Below are 18871 nucleotides of genomic sequence, written 5' to 3'. Positions count from 1 at the left end.
TAGGCGTTGATCTTGCGGTGGCACTGACCCTTAAGCTCTCTGGACGAAGACTGCTGCTGAGCATGGGGGTCATCGCCGCACTTGTGGGTGGCACCACCGCCTGCACGGATGACAAATCGGACACCGGAAAAGTAGTGTCCATTACCGACGGCGACACGTTGGTGGCCACGGTGAACGGCAAGGATCAAACGATCCGGCTTTTGAATATCGACACCCCGGAAACCAAGGACCCCAACAAGCCCACTGAATGTCTGGGCGCTGAAGCCACCAGTTTTCTGAGTGAGTTGCTTCCCGTCAATTCCACGATCAAGTTGATGTATGACGAGGAACGGACAGATAAGTACGGCCGCACCCTGGCTGCCGTGTTCACCGCAAGTGACGCCTTTGTCAGCGCTGAAATTGCCAGGGCTGGACTTGGCACAGCCGTGGTCTTCGGAAAGAACTCAAAGTTCCTCCCTCCCGTGCAGGACGCTGAGAAGGAAGCGAAGGACAGCTCGCGGGGACTCCACGATCCCGTCATTGATTGCACCCTGCCTGCGCAAATTGCCACGGCCACTCAAGCCCTGGAAACTGCGGCCGCAGCCCAGGCCGGCTCCACCGCAGCAGCCACAGGCGCCGTGATCACGGGAGCTGCCGCCTCCATTGCCACAGCTAGAGCCCTCAAAACCCTCCTTCAGTCAGGCAGGTCGGGCACTGACGTCGTCAGGTGGGCAGCATTGGACGAGCTTGAGTTGAAAACCCACATCAAACTGTTGTCCACAAAGATAGCGAAGGCTGAATCAAACCATGAGTCCTTGACGCAGGCGAAATCCGCCCTGTCGCAGGCCGAGGCAGCGGCTGCGGCGAAGGCGCAGGCCGAGGCAGCGGCTGCGGCGAAGGCGCAGGCCGAGGCAGCGGCTGCGGCGAAGGCGCAGGCCGAGGCAGCGGCTGCGGCGAAGGCGCAGGCCGAGGCAGCGGCACAACAGAAAGCCGCCGAAGCCGAGGCTGAGCGTATCCGCAACCTTCCGCCCGTCTATGTTCCGCCGGCTCCGGACCCTTACGTTCCTCCTGTGTACCAGCCCCCTGCGCAAAACTCGGGTGGCGGTTCCGACAGATACACTGGACCCCGGTGCTATGCGCCCGGGGGAAAGACATATCGACCCTGCTAGAACTGCTGTGAGCGGAAGGAATTGGTCCCACCATGGATCAAAACATTGAGCTGGTCAGATTGCTAGATGACAGCGGGGCCGAGATCGGCACCGCCGACAAGGCCCTGGTGCACACGGCCGAAACGCCCCTGCACCTTGCCTTCTCCTGCCACCTGCTCGATCCACAGGGCCGCACCCTGCTGACCCGCCGGGCGTTGTCGAAGCTGACCTGGCCCGGGGTGTGGACCAATTCCTTCTGCGGCCACCCGGCCCCTGGTGAGTCCTTTGAGCAGGCCATCATCCGCCGCGCCGCCGTGGAACTGAACATCGCCGTCAGCGGCATCCAGCCGGCCCTTCCGGACTTCCGCTACCAGGCCACCGACGCCTCCGGCATTGTCGAAAATGAGATCTGCCCCGTCTTTACCGCCATCTACGAGGGCGACATCTCACCCAACCCGCAGGAAGTGTGCGACTGGGCATGGGCCGACGTGGTGGATGTTGAGGAAGCCGTTTCGGCCGCGCCCTTTGCGTTCAGCCCGTGGCTTGTCCAGCAGCTTTCCGAGGGGATTTACACCGGCGGAGTGTTCCGCAGCTAATCCCAGTCGGGGGCAAGTCCCACCATGGCAGCGCTCTGCTCCCACAGAGACCGGGCGATGCCTTCATCATCGGCCAGCTTGTTGCTGCGGGCGATCTTGCGCTTCGCGTAGTACTGCCCCGGGACCCAGTCAACGCCGAGAGTCGTAGTGGCCAGCCACACAAGGGTGTCCGCACCCTGAGCCGGTGAGAGCAGGAAACGCCGAGCCAGTCCCCCGTACGCCAGCTTGGCCAGGGATGTTGATTCGGCGGCAAAATTGCTGCCCACCACACCGGGGTGGAACGCTGCAGCGCTGATTCCGTGGTCACCATGGCGTTTTTGCAGTTCTCTGGTGAACAGGATGTTTGCGAGTTTCGCATTTCCGTAGGCAGTTTGGGCGGAGTACTTCCGCTCCGCGTTGAGGTCCTCAATATTGAAGCGGGACATGTGTTGGTTGGCTGCGCTGGAGGTGTTGATGACTGTGGCGCGGTTTTCCACCAGCCGCTTCCGCAACAGGTTGGTCAACAAAAATGGTGCCAGATGATTCACCTGGAACGTCTTCTCAAAGCCGTCAACTGTTTCCACCCGCGGGCCCATAATGCCGCCGGCGTTGTTGGCCAGGACGTCAATGCGCGGATACTTTTCAAGGAGTTCCGCCGCGAGGGCACGGACCTGCGCCAGGTCCGCGAAATCCGCAAGGAAATAATCCGATTCAAGCTCGTCGGCGATGGCCTTGGTTTTTTGCGCCGAACGCCCGACGACGACCAACGTGTCGCCCGGGTAGGCCAGCATTTTTGCCGCGGCAGCCCCGATCCCGTCGCTGGCTCCGGTGATAACTACTGTTCGTTCCATGGAACATCCTCACTCCGGCCCTTGAACCGCACACTGTGCACCAGCGCCCGGCTTTTGTGCCAGGTGCTGCCGCAGCTGCGGGCTTCGGGGACTGCCTCAACCATCAAAATCTTCAACGCACGGCGGGCACTGCTTGTTCCGGCAGGTCCGCCTGTGAACCTTACTGCCCCGGACCTCTTGAGGAGATGACCACGTGGAAGTCCAGAGGGGCCGGGACAAGCTGGTAGTCCTCCAGCACGCCGGGTCCGCAGGAGGCGGTGCCGATTCCGTGCACCGCGGCGTCAATGGTCAGGTAGCTGATGCCGTCCGCCAGCAGGTCGGGGGTGTGCTTGGCAGCGGTCAGCACCTCTTGGGACCACGGTCGGAGCGTGAAGGAGAACTCCTCGCCTTCGAAGGTGAGGGTATCGCCGCCGGGGGTGGCCATTTCTAGGTGGGAGACGCCGGCCCTGGCCCCGTTTTCCTGCGGCCGAACGTAGGGCACCTGCAGGTCCTCGATGGCTGCATTGAACCAGCCAAGCCGCGCGGACATGCCCGTGTCCGGGTACTTTTGCCCCGGCCCGAACCCTGTCCAGGCGGCTTGGGAGAACTCTCCCGGCAGCTCGAAGTCGAAGCCAACGCGTGGCCAGTTCCGGCCCCATCCGGCGCTCGGTGCCACGTGTGCGCTCAGCTTCAAGGAGCTCCCGTCGGTGCGCCACAGGTACTGAACATCCACGTGCTGCCTGGCCACGGGCACCCCGTAGCGCACCCGCACAGCCAGCGTCCCGCCGTCGTGCGTCATTGACTGCAAACGCCCCTGCAGCAGGGGAAGACCCGCGGCAATCCAGACGTTTGAGTCACGTTCAGCCCCGGGCCGTGTCCAGTCCCTGCCGTTGTCGTTGTCAGTGGGCGAGCGCCACAGGTTCAGGCGCGGCCCGTTGACCGGAACACCCTTGAACTCGCTCAGCTCCCCGGAGTCAAGGCTGAAAACAGCCGGCCCGAACCGCAGCGAACGGCCCCGGATGTGGGCGTCGGCGTTGCCGTCAACCACCGGGACGGGTGCGGCCGCCTGCCCTTGTTGGGTCCAGGCGATCTCGTGCCCGGCCGGTGCCCACGGCGCGTCCGCAGCCAGGACGGCACTGATGGTCAGGACCCGCTGGTCAGCCAGTTCGGCTGCCAGTTCCGGGGGGAGCACGACGGCGGACCGGGCACCGGGGGCCGTCTCGGGCACCTCGAGTGCGCCGCCGGCCAGCGGACCTTCGGGTCCGTCCACCTGCCAGGTGAAGGCCAGGTGCGAGGTGTTCAGGAAGTCGTACTTGTTATGGACTTCAAGCCCGCGCCAGTCGGCGGAGATGGCAAGGGCCACCGGTTCGATGACCTTCTTGTAATCCAGCAGGGCAGGACGCGGTTCAAGGTCCGCGGAGACCATGCCGTCAATGACAAAGTTCCCGTCATGGACGGCCTCACCAAAGTCCCCACCGTAAGCGAAGTAGGCCTCACCGTCGGGGGTGTGTTGGCGGATGCCGTGTTCGATCCATTCCCACACGAACCCTCCCTGCAGGCGCGGATACTTCTCGAAAAGATCCTGGTATTCCGCCATCCCGCCCGGGCCGTTACCCATCGCGTGGACGTATTCGCACTGGATGAACGGAAGGTTCCGCCGGTGGGCGTCCGCATCGGGGTCATCCAGTGGTGCCTCCTCCTGGCGGCCGATCAGCTCAACTTCTGCGTGGGATGCGTACATGCGCGAATACACATCAACATACGTGGAGGCCCAATCACCTTCGTAGTGGACCAACCGTTCCGGGTCCCGGGCCTTGGTCCAGCGCGCCATGGCTTCAAGGTTTTCGCCCTTGCCTGCCTCATTGCCCAGGGACCACATGATGATGGAGGGGTGGTTCTTATCGCGCTCCACGGTGCGCGCCATCCGGTCAAGCAGGGCGTCCCTGTACTGCGGTTCGGCGCTGGGGTTCCCGGCCCAATCACCGTCTTCAAAGCCGTGGGTCTCGTAATCGCATTCGTCGATGATGTAGAAACCCAGCGTGTCCGCCGCATGCAGCAGGAAGGGGTGGGGAGGGTAGTGGGAGGTCCTGATGGCGTTGATGTTGTGGGACTTCATCAGGTGCAGCTCGCGCAGCACCTGCTCCTGCGGAACTGCGCGACCCAGGTCAGGGTTATGTTCGTGCCTGTTCACACCCCGGAACAGCAGGGGCACACCGTTGAGCTTGACCTGCGCATCCTCAACTGTGATGGACCGGAACCCGACGTTCAGGCTCAGGGTCTGCACGGGCGTGGTGACCGTCAGTGCATACAGGGTGGGCGATTCGGCGCTCCACGGGGCAACAGTGCCGACGTCAACGGTTGCCTGGTTTTCGCCGTCGAGCACGCCACTGAACCCAAGACCCTCAATGGCCACGGTCGCCCCGGACACGGGCGGGTCAAGCTCCACGCGCAGGGTTCCCGTACCATCTGCGGTGTAACCGGAGTGGACAAAAATGTCCCTGACAGCCCCGGCAGGCTGAGCCAACAAGGTCACATCACGGAAAATCCCCGGCAGCCACCACGCATCCTGGTCCTCAAGGTAACTTGAAGCAGAAAACTGCGCCACCCTGACAACAAGGACATTGGTCCCGGCCCGCAGAACACCCGAAACATCAAATTCGTGGGCCAACTTCGAACCCCGGGTAATCCCCAGCAACACCCCGTTGAGCCAAATAGTTCCGGCATTATCGATCCCATCAAAACGCAGCACCGCACCCTCAAGGAAGCGTGCGTCAGCGTCGAAAGTCAGCCTGTGATCCCCCACCGGATTCGCATCCGGAACATGGGGCGGATCCAACGGGAACGGGAACTGCACATTCGTGTAAGCCGGCGCCCCATAACCATGAAAATTCCAGCTGGAGGGGACGGGCAGCGTTGCCCAGGCCCCGTCGTCGAACGCTTCCTCCTCGATGCCCACGGGTGCGGCCGCGAGCGTCGGTGAATAGTGAAAACGCCAATCACCATTGAGGGAGAGCCCCGGCAGGCCGCTGTCAACGTGAGCGCGGGGGCGGATTCCGCCGGTCCCAGGGCCAGGGTTGGCCAGGTCCATTGCTTCGTGCAGGGGGCCGGCGGCCAGGTTGACGGCTGCCATATTAACGGCGGAAACGTTCATGGATGGTGTCCTCGGTGTGCGCGGTTGCGGATGGGATGTCAGGGAACAGCGGGGCCTGCGGTTGGTTTTTGGTTCTTAGTCGCCGGCGTCGAGCATGCGGGCTATTTTTTGTTCAAGGGAGGCAATGGTGACCTCGGGAAGGACTAGCAACCCGTCGAGTTCCTTGCGGGCCCGCTTGTACGCCGTTTGGCGTTCGGCCCCGGTGGCACCCTCGTTTTCGGCAATGTTGACAAGTTTGCGGGCGGTTGCCAGTCGCTGGCGTTCCGCGTCGTTGAAGGCCGAGTCCTTGATCCTGTGGGCTTCCTTTTCGGCGATGTCAAATGCGACAGCATAGGCGTTGACGGCATTGCGGTAGTCGTCCCAGCGGCTCTTGGCAGGGATCTCGGCGCCATCCATCGGACGCAGGGCATCGGCGTCGCGCTTGGCCCGCAGGAACGCAACTGTCAGCGGCTCCCTGACATCGCTCATCATGGGGAAGTCTATGAGCTTGCCGACGTCGAGCTCGTAGTCCAGCCAGCGGCGGTTGACCGTGTCATGTTCAGCCATGACCCTTCCAACGTCCGCCGCCGAATAGCCTTTTTGTTCGGACTCAAGCGCGGCGTGCCCATGTGCCGAAACGTCGAGGCCTGCCACCTCGGGGTGCTTGAGCTTGTACATTTCGACGCGGCGCTGGTGTGCACGCTCCCGCGAGGCGAAGTAGGCCTTGAAGCCGCCGGCCGCCATGCCACCGAGCGGGAAAAGCAACCACCAGTAACCGGCGAAGAGTTCTGGAAACGACATGCCTCCATCGTGCCACCTTGCCCTGTGAACCGACCATTGTTTACGCGTGGCGCGTCACTTATCCAGTGGGAATTGACCCGTCCCAGATGGCGAGCGCCCCCGGCCTGTCCGGTGTGGCGGGCCACTTGCCGTAATCTCGTGAACTGGCCCCGAATCCGCATCCCAAGGAGTTGCACCCTGGCGTGGACGCTCCCACTGATCTTCAGGGAGTGGCCGTGTGGCTGCCCCGACACCATCAGGCTGCGCCTCGATCACGGCCTTGCGGCTGGGGAGTACAGCTTGTCAGTCTCACCCGCGCGGTGGAGATCCGGGGCGGGGGCGGTGTGTTATACGGCTGCCAGTCGCTGCTGCAGCTTTTGCCGGGGCCATTTTCAGGACAGCTCAGGCAGCATCGGACCGTTGGGCAATTCCTTCGTGCACCGTTCAGGACAAGCCCCGGTTCGGCTGGCGCGGGGCGATGCTCGACGTCGTGCGGCATTTCCTGAAACCCCCGGCCACGTCCAGGCAGCCCCGGCCGCCCACCCCGAACCGGGCGTCCTCGGCAAGCCCATGGAGGTGCGCTGACCGCCGCGCGCCGGGGACACGACGTCGTTTGTTGTCCCGAGGACCTCGCCTACCTCGACTACCTCGACGACAGGCAGTCGGACCTTCCCACCGAACCCGTCCCTGTCTCCATCCCGCTGGGTGCGGCAGACGTGCACGGCTTGACCCGGTTCCCGCAGTGCTCGACGCCGGAGAGGTCAGGCATGTGCTTGGCGGCCAGACCAATTTGCGGACCGAATGCATCGATTCGTCCCGCACCCTGGACTACATGGCGTTCCCGCGCCTGGACGCCCTGGGTGTCGAGTACCGCCAGGACAACTGACCGCTGCCGTGGCAGCAGTGACCCGGGATCAAGGGCCAGCCCGCAAGCGTGGAAGAATGGGAACGATTCACCATGACAGCACGCGCAGACATTCTCAGCAACAAGCAGCACGGGGACGGCAAACCAAACAAGCCGGCCCCGGCAGCACGGGCGACCCGCCAGATTCCCGACATGCCACGCAGGCTCTTTCTCGGGATCATGGGCGCCGCAGCCCTCGGCACCGGGTTTCGGGCCAACATTGCCGCCGACGCCCGGTTGACCGAGCGCAGCCGGTACCGCGTCGCCACCCCTGACAACGAGGAAAACAGGACGGCCGCCGCACGGTTCCCCGGCAAGACCTGGTACCTGCTGGCTGGCTTCATGGTCAGCTACCGCGATGCGGGACGCAAGCTTGAGGCACTGCAGCCGGCCATGAACCAGCGCGCACCGGCGTCGTACATTGGTTATTCCAACGACGGCATCGACGTCGCCCAGCTGTTCATTGCCATCCAGCGCGACGTGTACGAGCGCAAGATCGACACCGTGTACTTTTACGGTGACAGCTTTGGCGGCATGGTCGCCGTCGTTCTGGGCGCGCTGCTGGCCCAAACCGGGCTGAAGGTGCAGCTTGTCGTCATGGGTTCAAGCCCCAGCAACGTCAGCGACACACTGGATCCCGGCAAGGAATACATCTCCCTCGCGGGCAAGGTAGTCCCGTACCTTGGCCTGATCGGGCGACTGGCTGCGGGCGTGTGGGGCGGCCTGGCCAACCCCAACGGCCAGGGCATGTATGAGGCTGCGCGTAGCGGCATCGCAGGATCATTGAATCAGGACAACAACTCGCTGATCCTGAATACCACCCAAGCCACCTTCCTGCAGGCGTTCCCGCGGCAATACAACGGCGAACTCCCCGTCTCAACCGGGATCGGGCTGATCTACGACCCCGAGGACTTCATTGTCGATGCCGCTAAGGCGGTTCGCGGATGGGAGGCACTGATGCCCAGCAATAGGAACGTTGTCTACTTTGTGCCCAACACCGGACATGCAAGCCCGGAGATCCACCCGGACATTTACAAGACCGCGCTCACTGTGGTCCTTGACGAACTGGATCCGCCGCCGCTGACGTCCAAGCCGGTGCAGCCCATCTTCTAGTACCTCCGTGACTGTGCAGATCACGCCCTCAAAACCGCCCCGTGAGGCGTTTTAAGGGCGTGATCTGCTGACTGACCGACGGGTCGGTTGTTTTTCGCTACCTGCGGCGGGTTGCGGCCAGCAGTTCCTCAAACGGCAGGGAGGTCATGTCGTCGGCTTCCCGCTGCGCCCGCTTGACGCGGTGGCTGCCGTCCGCCGTCGTACTGACCTGAACGTGGCTGGCCAAAACTGCGGCAAGCTCCCCCGCACCCTGACCGATACGGCGTTCGAGCGGGTTGCTGCCGGAGCCGCCCCAATCCTCGGGCGCAGCGTAGACGGCGGTGGGCATGGTGTTGGCGCGCAGGTAGCTGAAGAGCGGGCGGATGGCCATCTCAAGCACCAGTGAATGGCGGGGCGAGCCTCCCGTGGCGCCGAAAAGCACTGGCATGCCGTCGAGGAATTTCGGTTCAATCACATCGAAAAATGACTTGAACAGGCCGGAGTAGGAGGCGCTGAAAGTGGGTGTCACGGCAATCATGGCATCGGCTGCCTCCACACGATCAATGACCTCTGCCAGCTTCGGTCCGGCATACCCGGTGACCATGTTATTGGCGATATCGGTGGCGTAGTTGCGCAGATCGACCACGTCGAGCACCGCGGTGATTCCCCTGGCGGCCAGGCGAGCGATGACGTCGGCCCCCATTTGATCCGCCAGCATGCGAGTCGTGGAGGGGACCCCAAGGCCTGCCGAAATGACTATTACCGTGCGCTGCATCGTGACTCCCTAACTTCATGCGTTTGCATTCAATAGGGTCAACGGGGGTGCCGCCGGGGTTATTCCCGCACAGGTTCCATCCGGCGTCGGGAATGCCCGACGCCGGTCACCTCCTAGTTCTTCTGCCCGCCGTACTCGGCGTCCCCGGCCGCCGTCGCTCCGCTGTGGTGAGCTTCGACGGGGTGCGCATGGATGTCGGTGTGGCGGACGGAGGCAATCTCCAGGATCCTGCCGCGGGCTCCGTACCAGCCGGCAATGAGCGCTGGAATGATGATCACCAAGGAGGCCACGGTCCATGTGCCTACGGGGTTGTCGAACGCCATGAGAACCAGGACGGCCAACAGGAAGGCCAGCGTCAGGTATCCGGTGTAGGGGGCACCGAACATCCGGAACGCGGGCCGCACAGCCAGTCCCTTCTTCGCCAGCCGGTGCAGGGCCAACTGGCACAGCACGATGGTGCCCCAGGAGGAGATGATGCCAAGTGCCGCAACGTTGAGCACAATCTCAAAGGCGCTCGAGGGGACAAGGGCGTTCAAGATGACACCGAGCACGGCAACCGCCGCCGTTAGGGCTATGCCACCATACGGGACGCCGTTGCTGTTTAGCTTCGCTGCGAACTTCGGCGCCGATCCGGCCAGCGCCATTGAGCGCAGGATGCGGCCGGTGGAGTACAGCCCGGCGTTGAGTGAGGACATGGCTGCCGTGAGCACCACGAGGTTCATGATGGAGTCGATGCCTGGTACGCCGATGGAACTGAAGAACGTCACGAACGGGCTCTCCCCCGCCTTATACGCGGAGTAGGGCAGCAGCAGCGACAGCAGAATCAGGGAACCTACATAGAAGATCGCGATGCGGATGATGACGGTGTTGATGGCCTTGGGCATAATCTTTTCGGGGTTTTGCGTCTCACCGGCCGCCGTGCCGATCAGCTCGATGGAGGCGTAGGCAAACACCACGCCCTGCATCACCACCACCACAGGAAGCAGCCCGTTGGGGAAGAACCCGCCGTTGTTGGCGATTAGGCTGAAGCCCACCTCGTGGCCGGGCACCGGGGTGCCAAAAATGACAAAGTAGACACCGATGACAAGGAAGGACACAAGCGCCACGACCTTGATTAGGGCAAACCAGAACTCCATCTCGCCAAATACCCGTACCGAAACAAGGTTCAGCCCGAGCACAACCAGCAGCGCGGCCAGTGCCCAGACCCACTGCGGCACTGCCCCGATCCATGGCACATATTTGGCAAAGAAATGCATGTACAAGGCAATGGCGGTGATGTCCACGATGGCTGTCATGGCCCAGTTGAGCCAATACAGCCATCCCGAGACAAACGCCGCCTTCTCCCCGTAGAACTCGCGGGCGTAGGAGACGAAAGAGCCCGATGTGGGCCGGTGGATGATAAGTTCACCCAGGGCCCGCAGGATCAAGAAGGCAAAGAAGCCGCAAATGGCGTAGCTGAACATCAGTGCGGGGCCAGCACTGGCGAGCCTGCCGCCGGCGCCGAGGAAGAGGCCGGTTCCGATGGCCCCGCCGATGGCGATCATTTGAATTTGTCGCGACTTCAATCCCTTGTGCAGCCCGGCGTCCTCCGCGGTCAGCGAGGCGCCGGGCGCATCCTGGACCAGATCGGATGTTTCTGTATTTTCCTGGTGGTGCATGATGGGAATCCTCTTCTTAGGTGCGGGCGGCTCCTTTGCCGTCCGTCGTGCAAGTTGCCGCGCGAAAGCGGCCCGGGTCAGTCGCTCAGGTTGGCGAGATGCTCGGGACGCAGCAGTTCATTGAGTTGTTCGTTCGTGAGCAGCTTGTGCTCAAGCACCAGATCGGCCACACCCCTGCCGCTGGAAAGTGCTTCCAGTGCGATGGCAGTGGAGGCGGCGTAGCCCAACCGCGGGGTGAGGGCAGTGATAAGGCCAATGGAGTCCTCCACCATGGCACGCAGCTTGTCCTCGTGGGCGGTGATGCCGCGGATGCACTTGTCGGCCAGCGTGGTGCACGCGGCTTCAAGGTGGCTCATGCTCTTGCTCAGGCTGTGGACAATGATGGGCTCGAAGGCGTTGAGCTGCAGTTGTCCGCCCTCGGCCGCCATGGTGATGGTGACGTCGTTGCCGATGACCTCGTACGCCACCTGGTTAACCACCTCTGGGATCACCGGATTCACCTTGCCGGGCATGATCGAGGATCCTGCCTGGACGGCCGGCAGCGTGATTTCGCCGAACCCGGCGCGCGGGCCGGAGGAGAGCAGGCGCAGGTCGTTGCAGATCTTTGACAGCTTAACTGCCACACGCTTGAGTACGCCCGACAGGTGGACGAAAGCCCCGACGTCGGATGTGGCCTCGATCAGGTCAAGGGAGGTTGTCAGCGGCAGCCCGGAGATTTCCACCAGGTGCCTGCAGGCGAGTCCCGAATACCCCGGCGGCGCGTTCAGGCCCGTGCCGATGGCCGTGGCGCCGAGGTTGATCTCGTGGACCAGCATGCTCGATTCGGCGAGCCGGGCCCTGTCCTCGCCCATGGTCACGGCGTACGTGTTGAATTCCTGGCCGAGCGTCATGGGTACGGCATCCTGGAGCTGGGTGCGGCCCATCTTCACCACGGTCCTGAATTCCACGGCCTTTTCCGCAAAGGCCGCGCCAAGGTATTCCATGGCCTTCACCAGCGACTTTGCCGCAAAGATGGTGGCCACGTTCACGGCCGTCGGGTAGACGTCGTTCGTTGACTGGCTCAGGTTCACGTGGTCGTTGGGGTGCAGGAACTGGTATTCGCCCTTGTGGTGGCCCAGGATTTCCAGGGCGCGGTTCGCGATGACCTCGTTCGCGTTCATGTTCGAGGACGTCCCGGCACCCCCCTGGATCACATCAACCACGAACTGCTCATGCAGCTCACCGGCGATGATCTCCTGGCAGGCCTTGATGATGGCTCCTGCCCGGGCGTCATCAAGCAACCCCAGCTCCCGGTTGGCCTGGGCCGCAGCCTGCTTGACCATGGCCAGGCCGTTGACGAGGTGGGTGTTGTCGCTGAGCGGGATGCCCGTAATGGGGAAGTTTTCCACGGCGCGCAGGGTATGCACACCCCAGTAGGCGTTGGCGGGGACGTTGCGGTCACCGATCAGGTCGTGCTCGATGCGGAAGGTCCCAGGCGAGGGTGCTGGCTCAGGGTCGGGAACCGGGGTGTTGGAAAAGGTGTCGGACATGATGCTCCTTGGCTTTGGGCGCTTCATGGCGCCGTTGAATGTGGTGCCGGCGGCAGTGGCCGCGGGCAGTCAGTAGATTCGTCTCAGCCGGTGGGCGGCAGCCCGCGCAGTTCGCCCACGGGGCGGCCCCCGCCATAGACGGGCAGGTGGTTGAAGGGTTCAAGCAGCCCCGGGTCAACGCCCATGGCCAGCAGGGCCGGGACGGCAACTGGCATGCGGGCCCTGTCGCCGCCGTCGGAAATCTTCAGAGCCAGGGCGCTGCCGTCGGCCAGTGCGATGAGCTGGATGCCTTCAAAACCGTCCTTGGCCAGCAGTCCGGGAACGGCTTCCATCAGGGCTGTGACGTCGCGGCCGCTGCCGGCCACCATTTCCGGGTGGGCGCGCATGGCGTCCGCAACCAGGCGTTCCGGGGCGCCGGGGGCTGCCGTGACCAATGTGCTAAAAGCCCGTGCCATGCCGTTCAGGGACAGGCCGAACACTTCGGTGCCACAGCCATCGGTGCTGATCGCGGTGATTTCCTCACCTGTCAGCTCAGCCACGGTTTCACGGATGAGTGCCGTCAGGGGATGATCGGGGTGCAGGTAGGTTTCCAACGGCCAGCCGTTTTTGACGCACGTGGCCACGAGTGCGGCGTGCTTGCCGGAGCAGTTCTGGGCCAGCTGGGTGGGGCCCTTGCCTGCTGCCAGCCACTCTTCGCGTTCCCCGACACCGTAGGGCAAGTCCGTGGAGTTGCGCAGGTCAGCCTCGCTGAGGCCAGCGGCGGCAAGGATCCTGGCGGCGGTTTCCTGGTGCTCCGTTGCGCCGGAATGGCTTGCCGCTGCCAACGCAAGCTGGTCAGTGGGCAGCTCGAGGCCGGCCCGCAGCATGGCCACGGCGAGCAGTGGTTTCAGTGCCGATCGCGGGTACGCGCGTGCGGTGGGCTCACCCCTGGAAATCAGGCTCCCGCCGTCGGGCGCCAGGGCGATGATGGATCCATAGTGGACGCTTTCCACCAGCTCGCCGCGGGTCTGCACGGCAAGTGGGGCGTGGGCGGGAAAATCGTGGTTGTTCATGCGTTCTCTTCTCCCATGATGAGGCTAAGTGCGGCGTCAACGGCGCGGAGGTGGGTGGCCATGGTCAGTCCGGCGTCATTGCTGCTGCCGCGGGCGATGGCGTCAAGGATGGTCAGGTGTTCCGCATCGGACTGGCGGGTGCGGCCCGTGATCAAGTTGATGGTTTCGGACTGGTTTACCATGGCGTCGCGGATGTCGTTGACGACGCGTTCGAAGACGCCGTTGCCGCTGGCCCGGGCAATGGCGGCATGGAAGCTGGCGTCGAGGCTGACCCAGATTTCGGGGTCGTCCTCCTCCGCCATCAGCGCCAGGATGCCGCGCATTTCCTCGAGTTGCTCGGCCGTGCGGCGGGTGGCGGCAAATTCGGCGGCCGGCACCTCGATGTGGGGGCGGGCCTCCATCAGGCTGCGGGCCGAATACTGTCCGAGGACAAGGTCACTCGATACGCGATTGGCGACCACGAAGGTGCCTTTACCTGTCAGCGTTTCGGTCAGTCCCAGTGCCGTGCAGGAACGCAGCGCCTCGCGGACCACCGAGCGGCTAACGCCATATTGGGCGGCCAGCATGGTTTCCGAGCTGAGTTTGCTGCCGACGTGCAGCTCCCCTTCTTCGATGGCTGTACGGATGGCCTGGAATACGGCTTCTGCTGCGCTGACACGGGCGATGGGCCCCTGTCCTGCTGTCCAGCTGTCTGACAGGTTCATACCCAAAACTTTCGCACGGCTTACAGCGCGTGTCAATCTTCGCACCCCACGCCCCTTGCAGACGCTCGGTTACATTTCGCTGCCTTTCGGGCGACGCTCGGTTACCAGGTGAAGGAGGGTTGCCCAAAAATGCACGAAATGTAACCGAGCGTTGGGGCTTGGGGTGTTGCTTTAACCATCCTCTTTCCATAACTCAAACACAGTTGTATGATTTATCTTAGTTGCCCGTGACCCAATCAGGCCGAGTCGCAGCGCGGAGACGTCGCCCCGTACCCCCCAAAAAATCCTTCATTCCTGGAGTCCCGCCATGCTGTCCGAAAATCTCTCCACGTCACCAGTTACAACCCCTAGGCCACCACGGCGGCGCAGGGGCGCCCTGCGGGTCACGGGAATCGTGGCAGTGGCCCTCACGGCGGCACTACTTGCCTCCACCACTGCAAACCTCGCGATGGAAGGCAGGGAGAAATCCGCCACCGCACCCTACGGGGAACGGGTGCACATCGCGCAGGGGTCCATCAATGTCACTCGAAGCGGCGATAGCGGCCCGGCAGTAGTTTTCCTCAGCGGACTCGGCACCCCCGCTCCCGGCCTTGACTTCGCACCCCTACTCAGGGACTTGGACGGCTTCCAAAGCGTGGTGGTCGAGGGCTTTGGCTACGGATACAGCGACCCTGCCGCCCGGCCGCGAACCGTGGAAAACATCACCGAGGAACTTCACGAGGTGATCTCCAAACTCGGCCTCACCACGCCCTACGTACTTGCAGGCCACTCGATTGCCGGCTTCTACACCCTGCACTACGCCAACACGTACCCCAAGGAGGTGTCCGCAGTGATCGGCATCGACCCCACTGTGCCCACCGTTGCGGCATCCGACGTCAAGGAGCCTGCTGCGAGCCCCATGCCGGCAGGCAAGAACTTCTGGGCCCACATCCCCTCAACCACCGGACTCATCCGCTGGGCCACAGACCTTGGCTACGGGGAGCCCGGCGGCAATGCCTTGACCAGCGACGAACGCCAACAAATGCGCCAGCTGACCATCTGGGATTTTGGCAACCAGGCCGTCACGGATGAAACCCTGCGGATGGGGGAAATGACAAAACTCCGTGACATGAGGTACCCGGACAACATTCCCGTCTTGGACTTCCTATCCCAGGAAACCATGGACCAAAATGCGAACTGGCTCGGAGCCCATGAACGCCAGCTGGCCAATGTCACCAACCACGAACTGCTGGTCCTCAACGGCCCGCACTACCTGCATTGGACCCTGGCGGGCACCATGGCCCTGAAGATACGTGGCTTCTTGAGCCAAACCGGCATCAAGTGAGCGCGGGATAGGATGCCACTCATGAGTGAGGAACAAAAAGGCCAGCCGCGGCGCGCCGATGCGCAGCGCAATCGTGAGGCCATCCTCGATGCGGCCTTGGCATGTCTGGCCACCAATGCCAGGTCGAGCATGACAGAGATCGCCGCAGCTGCCGGATTGGGGCGGGTGACACTCTATGGCCACTTTTCTTCCCGGAAGGAATTGCTCGAGGCTGCCGCGACAAGGACCATGGCACGTGTCGAGGCCCGCCTCACTTCGCTGAAGCTCGACGGCGACCCCACCGCGGCGCTGGATCTCCTGGTCCGTTCCTCCTGGCGGATTCTGGCGGATCTGCAGGGGCTGATCGCTGCCGCCGAGGAAGAATTGGGCACCGCGCACGTGCGTGACCACCATGATGTGACGATGCTCCGTGTTCAACGACTGATCGAACGGGGCCAGGGAACCGGGGTATTCCGGACCGACGTTTCGCCCACGTGGCTCACGTCCTGCTACTTCACCCTGCTCCACGGTTCAGCGGCAGAGATCCGCGCCGGGCGCATCACGGATGCCGAAGTTGCGCACTCGCTTCCACTGACAATCACCTCACTCATGGCAGCCCGGGCCCCAGAATGAACGGGTAGGCAATGATCGCCAGCAAGCTGTTCCTGCCCAGGCTGCGCCCCGAGTTGGTGGCGCGTCCGCGGCTCAGTGCGCTCTTGCAAGCCGGCACCGGCTCCAAGCTGACTCTCCTCTCAGCCCCAGCCGGATTCGGCAAGACAACTCTTCTGGCGCAGTGGCTGTCCAAGGCCCCGCAAGCCAGGCTGGGCGTCGCCTGGCTCGCCCTGGACTCCGCGGATCATGACCCGTCCACCTTCTGGTCGAACGTCGTGGCGGCCCTCCAAACAGTGCAGCCGACCATCGGTGCAGGCGCCCTTGAACTCAGCCGGGAGATCCCCCTGCCGACCGAGCGCCTGCTCACCACCTTGCTCAACGACTTGGCCGGGATCGCCCAGGAAACCATCGTGGTGCTTGACGATTACCACTGGGTGGACAACCGCGAGATCGACAAGTGGATGGTATTCCTGCTTGACCATCTGCCACCTGCCGTGCACCTTGTGCTCGGCACCCGCGTCGACCCGGCCATGCCCCTGTCCCGGTGGCGCGTGCGCGGGGAACTGCACGAGATCCGCGCCGCGGAGCTTCGCTTCACCCCCTCCGAAACTGCTGCCTACTTCGACGCGGCGGCGGGGCTGGAATTGGCCACGGAGCAAGTCGCAGCCCTGGAGCAACGCACGGAAGGATGGGTTGCCGCGCTTCAGCTGGCCGCCCTGTCGCTGAAGGGGCGTGAAGATACGGCCGGCTTTATCGACAGGTTCACGGGCAATGACAGGTTCATTCTGGACTACCTCGTCGAAGAGGTGCTGGCCCAGCAATCGGAGCCGGTCCGCACCTTCCTGCTGCAAACCTCCGTCCTGGACAGGCTCACTGGCCCGCTTTGTGACGCCGTGACCGGCCGCGATGACGGGCGTGAGCAGCTCACGGCACTGGAGCGCGCCAACCTTTTCGTGGTTCCGCTGGATGAGAGGCGGGAATGGTTTCGCTACCACCGCCTCTTCGCCGACGTGTTGCGGGCCCGCCTTCTTGACGAGCCGTCGGCGCAGCTTCCACTGCTGCATCAACGCGCAAGTCACTGGTACGCGGGCCAGGACATGGTGCCGGACGCCATCAACCACGCGCTGGCTGCCGGCGACCATGACACCGCGGCGCACCTGATGGAGGCGGCCGTGCCAACGATCAGGCGCACCCGGCAGGACTGGATGCTCCGGGACTGGCTCAAGGCACTGCCTGCGGACGTCGTCGCCCGCAGCCCGATCTTGAGTGTCTTCCAGGGATTCATGCTCATGGTCAGCGGCGACCTCGACGGCGTCGAACCCTGGCTCACAAGGGCGGAGCTCGCACTGGCAGCCGCGCCGGACCACGCCGCGCCGGAGGAGGCCGCGCCGGAGGAGGCCGCGCCGCGGGCCATCACGGATGAACTCCGGACCCTGCCGGCAACCATCGCCGTCTACCGTGCCTCCATGGCCCAGGCGCGCGGTGATGTGCCAGGCACAGCGGTTCATGCCCGGCACGCACTTGAGCTGGCGGGACCCGGCGATCATCTGGCCCGGGGCGCCGCAACCGGCTTTCTGGGGCTCGCCGCCTGGGCTGAGGGCCAGGTGCGGCTTTCCCTGTCAACGTTCACCCAGGCCGTGGCGAGCCTGCGGGCGGCCGGCAACCTCGTCGACGAACTCAGCGGCACTGTCCTGCTGGCGGACATGTGGTTCACGGCCGGCCGCCCCGACACTGCCCGCCGACTCTTGGCAGAGGCGCTGGAACTGGCCGCGAGCCATGGCCCCTCGACGGCCCGTGCTGCCGCCGAATTGCATGTTGGGCTCAGTGAGATGCTCAGGAGCGCAGGCGATCTCGCCTCCGCACGGGAGCATCTTGGCGCCGCTGCGAAGCTGTTGGAGGGTGCGGCAATGACCGAGAGCCGATTTCGCTGGTTCGTGGCCACCGGACTGCTCACGGCAGCCGAGGGCGATCCGCGCGAAGCCATCCGGCTTCTGGACCAGGCGGCGCCCCTGTACCGGCAAGGCTTTTTCCCGGACATCCGCCCCATCGCGGCAGTCAAGGCCCGGCTCTTGATTTCATCGGACAGGCTGGCGGAGGCCACTGACTGGGCTAGCGAGCAGGGCCTCTCCACGACGGATAACGCCACCTATCTGCGCGAGTTCGAGCACCTGACCCTGGTGCGGCTGCTCATCGCATGGCACCGGGCACACCCCGAGGCAGACCTTCTCCTTGATGTATTTGCGCTGTTGGACCGGCTCCGGATGGCCGCCTCAACCTCCGGCAGGGCATCAAGCCTGGTGGAGATCCTGATTCTGCAGGCCTTGGTGCACGAGGAACTGAGCCAGCGGGTGCAGGCCCGGGAAGCCTTGGCCCTTGCTGTGGCCGCTGTTGCCGAACCACTCGCGTACGCCCGGCTCTTCCTCGACGAGGGGGAAGCCATGACAGGCCTGCTACGCGATGCCGCCCGTCACGGCGGAGCGGAATACCTCTTGGCCCTGCTCCGCATGGCCGGCACCACCCAGGGTCATGCTCTGGACGCAAGCCAACAAACGACGTCGGACCCGCCTTTGAGCGAACGGGAACTGGCGGTGCTCCGACTCCTGGGCAGCGAGTTGGGCGGGCCGGCCATCGCCGCCCAACTGTTCATCTCCTACAACACCTTGCGCACCCACACCAAGCACATATTTACCAAACTCGGGGTCACCACCCGGCAGGCAGCAGTCCATCGCGCACGCGAGCGCGGCCTCCTCTAGCGACCATCTCACCCACCCAATCACCTCATTGGGTGACGCCTACTCAC

At 63.8% G+C, this 18871-nt stretch carries 15 protein-coding genes; 7 read left to right on the top strand and 8 right to left on the bottom strand.

Annotated elements, in window-relative coordinates:
- Positions 1–17 precede the first annotated feature (17 nt).
- Together AAGW05_RS02975 and idi are read left to right on the top strand one after the other, a co-directional pair.
- The gene (locus AAGW05_RS02975) at positions 18–1148 is read left to right on the top strand and encodes a thermonuclease family protein (protein ID WP_411802983.1); all 1131 of its coding nucleotides are present in this window, start codon (positions 18–20) and stop codon (positions 1146–1148) included.
- Between the two features lie 32 nt (positions 1149–1180).
- On the top strand, positions 1181–1723 hold the full coding sequence (gene idi, locus AAGW05_RS02970; RefSeq protein ID WP_411802982.1) for an isopentenyl-diphosphate Delta-isomerase: 543 nt from the start codon (positions 1181–1183) through the stop codon (positions 1721–1723).
- Here the strand turns inward: idi and AAGW05_RS02965 are convergent.
- The 3 genes from AAGW05_RS02965 to AAGW05_RS02955 form a co-directional block, all read right to left on the bottom strand.
- The gene (locus tag AAGW05_RS02965; protein ID WP_411802981.1) at positions 1720–2553 is read right to left on the bottom strand and encodes an SDR family NAD(P)-dependent oxidoreductase; all 834 of its coding nucleotides are present in this window, start codon (positions 2551–2553) and stop codon (positions 1720–1722) included. The two genes, idi and AAGW05_RS02965, sit on opposite strands and share 4 nt — an antisense overlap.
- A gap of 160 nt (positions 2554–2713) precedes the next feature.
- Positions 2714–5683, bottom strand: a complete 2970-nt coding sequence (locus AAGW05_RS02960; protein WP_411802980.1) for a glycoside hydrolase family 2 TIM barrel-domain containing protein — start codon at positions 5681–5683, stop codon at positions 2714–2716.
- 75 nt (positions 5684–5758) lie between these two features.
- Positions 5759–6463, bottom strand: coding sequence for a hypothetical protein (locus AAGW05_RS02955; protein ID WP_411802979.1), 705 nt, complete (start codon positions 6461–6463; stop codon positions 5759–5761).
- A gap of 721 nt (positions 6464–7184) precedes the next feature.
- On the opposite strand from AAGW05_RS02955, the gene AAGW05_RS02950 reads away from it, so the two are divergent.
- Both AAGW05_RS02950 and AAGW05_RS02945 read left to right on the top strand, forming a co-directional pair.
- Positions 7185–7328, top strand: a complete 144-nt coding sequence (locus AAGW05_RS02950; protein WP_411802978.1) for a family 20 glycosylhydrolase — start codon at positions 7185–7187, stop codon at positions 7326–7328.
- Positions 7329–7400: 72 nt separating this feature from the next.
- Positions 7401–8459: a hypothetical protein gene (locus AAGW05_RS02945; protein WP_411802977.1), complete on the top strand. Its 1059-nt coding sequence runs from the start codon at positions 7401–7403 to the stop codon at positions 8457–8459.
- 97 nt (positions 8460–8556) lie between these two features.
- Here AAGW05_RS02945 and AAGW05_RS02940 read toward each other — a convergent pair whose 3' ends face one another.
- The 5 genes from AAGW05_RS02940 to AAGW05_RS02920 all read right to left on the bottom strand — a co-directional run bounded on the left by AAGW05_RS02940 (position 8557) and on the right by AAGW05_RS02920 (position 14156).
- Positions 8557–9213, bottom strand: coding sequence for an FMN reductase (locus AAGW05_RS02940; RefSeq protein WP_411802976.1), 657 nt, complete (start codon positions 9211–9213; stop codon positions 8557–8559).
- Positions 9214–9326: 113 nt separating this feature from the next.
- Entirely contained in the window at positions 9327–10871 is a 1545-nt protein-coding gene (locus tag AAGW05_RS02935; protein ID WP_411802975.1) for an amino acid permease, read from the bottom strand.
- Positions 10872–10948: 77 nt separating this feature from the next.
- Positions 10949–12400: an aspartate ammonia-lyase gene (gene aspA / locus AAGW05_RS02930; RefSeq protein ID WP_411802974.1), complete on the bottom strand. Its 1452-nt coding sequence runs from the start codon at positions 12398–12400 to the stop codon at positions 10949–10951.
- Positions 12401–12483: 83 nt separating this feature from the next.
- Positions 12484–13452: an asparaginase gene (locus AAGW05_RS02925; protein ID WP_411802973.1), complete on the bottom strand. Its 969-nt coding sequence runs from the start codon at positions 13450–13452 to the stop codon at positions 12484–12486.
- Positions 13449–14156, bottom strand: coding sequence for a FadR/GntR family transcriptional regulator (locus AAGW05_RS02920; RefSeq protein WP_411802972.1), 708 nt, complete (start codon positions 14154–14156; stop codon positions 13449–13451). Before AAGW05_RS02920 ends, AAGW05_RS02925 begins: the two co-directional genes overlap by 4 nt.
- Positions 14157–14463: 307 nt before the next feature.
- Here AAGW05_RS02920 and AAGW05_RS02915 point away from each other — a divergent pair, with 307 nt between their 5' ends.
- From AAGW05_RS02915 to AAGW05_RS02905, 3 genes are read left to right on the top strand one after another with little or no spacing between them, the layout of a single operon-like run.
- Complete coding sequence (locus tag AAGW05_RS02915; protein ID WP_411802971.1) at positions 14464–15480, top strand: alpha/beta fold hydrolase; 1017 nt, start codon at positions 14464–14466, stop codon at positions 15478–15480.
- A gap of 21 nt (positions 15481–15501) precedes the next feature.
- Complete coding sequence (locus tag AAGW05_RS02910; RefSeq protein ID WP_411802970.1) at positions 15502–16092, top strand: TetR/AcrR family transcriptional regulator; 591 nt, start codon at positions 15502–15504, stop codon at positions 16090–16092.
- A gap of 11 nt (positions 16093–16103) precedes the next feature.
- Positions 16104–18824: a LuxR C-terminal-related transcriptional regulator gene (locus AAGW05_RS02905; protein ID WP_411802969.1), complete on the top strand. Its 2721-nt coding sequence runs from the start codon at positions 16104–16106 to the stop codon at positions 18822–18824.
- Positions 18825–18871: the final 47 nt, after the last annotated feature.

Origin of the sequence: Arthrobacter sp. LAPM80 (assembly GCF_046736435.1) — a bacterium.
Taxonomy (GTDB): Bacteria; Actinomycetota; Actinomycetes; order Actinomycetales; family Micrococcaceae; genus Specibacter.
This window is presented reverse-complemented; position numbering and strand designations above follow the sequence as displayed.

Coding starts and splice junctions, on each gene's coding strand:
- idi (WP_411802982.1), top strand. CDS start 1,181: ATGGATCAAAACATTGAGCTGGTCAGATTGCTAGATGACAGCGGGGCC.
- AAGW05_RS02965 (WP_411802981.1), bottom strand. CDS start 2,553: ATGGAACGAACAGTAGTTATCACCGGAGCCAGCGACGGGATCGGGGCT.
- AAGW05_RS02960 (WP_411802980.1), bottom strand. CDS start 5,683: ATGAACGTTTCCGCCGTTAATATGGCAGCCGTCAACCTGGCCGCCGGC.
- AAGW05_RS02955 (WP_411802979.1), bottom strand. CDS start 6,463: ATGTCGTTTCCAGAACTCTTCGCCGGTTACTGGTGGTTGCTTTTCCCG.
- AAGW05_RS02945 (WP_411802977.1), top strand. CDS start 7,401: ATGACAGCACGCGCAGACATTCTCAGCAACAAGCAGCACGGGGACGGC.
- AAGW05_RS02940 (WP_411802976.1), bottom strand. CDS start 9,213: ATGCAGCGCACGGTAATAGTCATTTCGGCAGGCCTTGGGGTCCCCTCC.
- AAGW05_RS02935 (WP_411802975.1), bottom strand. CDS start 10,871: ATGCACCACCAGGAAAATACAGAAACATCCGATCTGGTCCAGGATGCG.
- aspA (WP_411802974.1), bottom strand. CDS start 12,400: ATGTCCGACACCTTTTCCAACACCCCGGTTCCCGACCCTGAGCCAGCA.
- AAGW05_RS02925 (WP_411802973.1), bottom strand. CDS start 13,452: ATGAACAACCACGATTTTCCCGCCCACGCCCCACTTGCCGTGCAGACC.
- AAGW05_RS02920 (WP_411802972.1), bottom strand. CDS start 14,156: ATGAACCTGTCAGACAGCTGGACAGCAGGACAGGGGCCCATCGCCCGT.
- AAGW05_RS02915 (WP_411802971.1), top strand. CDS start 14,464: ATGCTGTCCGAAAATCTCTCCACGTCACCAGTTACAACCCCTAGGCCA.
- AAGW05_RS02910 (WP_411802970.1), top strand. CDS start 15,502: ATGAGTGAGGAACAAAAAGGCCAGCCGCGGCGCGCCGATGCGCAGCGC.
- AAGW05_RS02905 (WP_411802969.1), top strand. CDS start 16,104: ATGATCGCCAGCAAGCTGTTCCTGCCCAGGCTGCGCCCCGAGTTGGTG.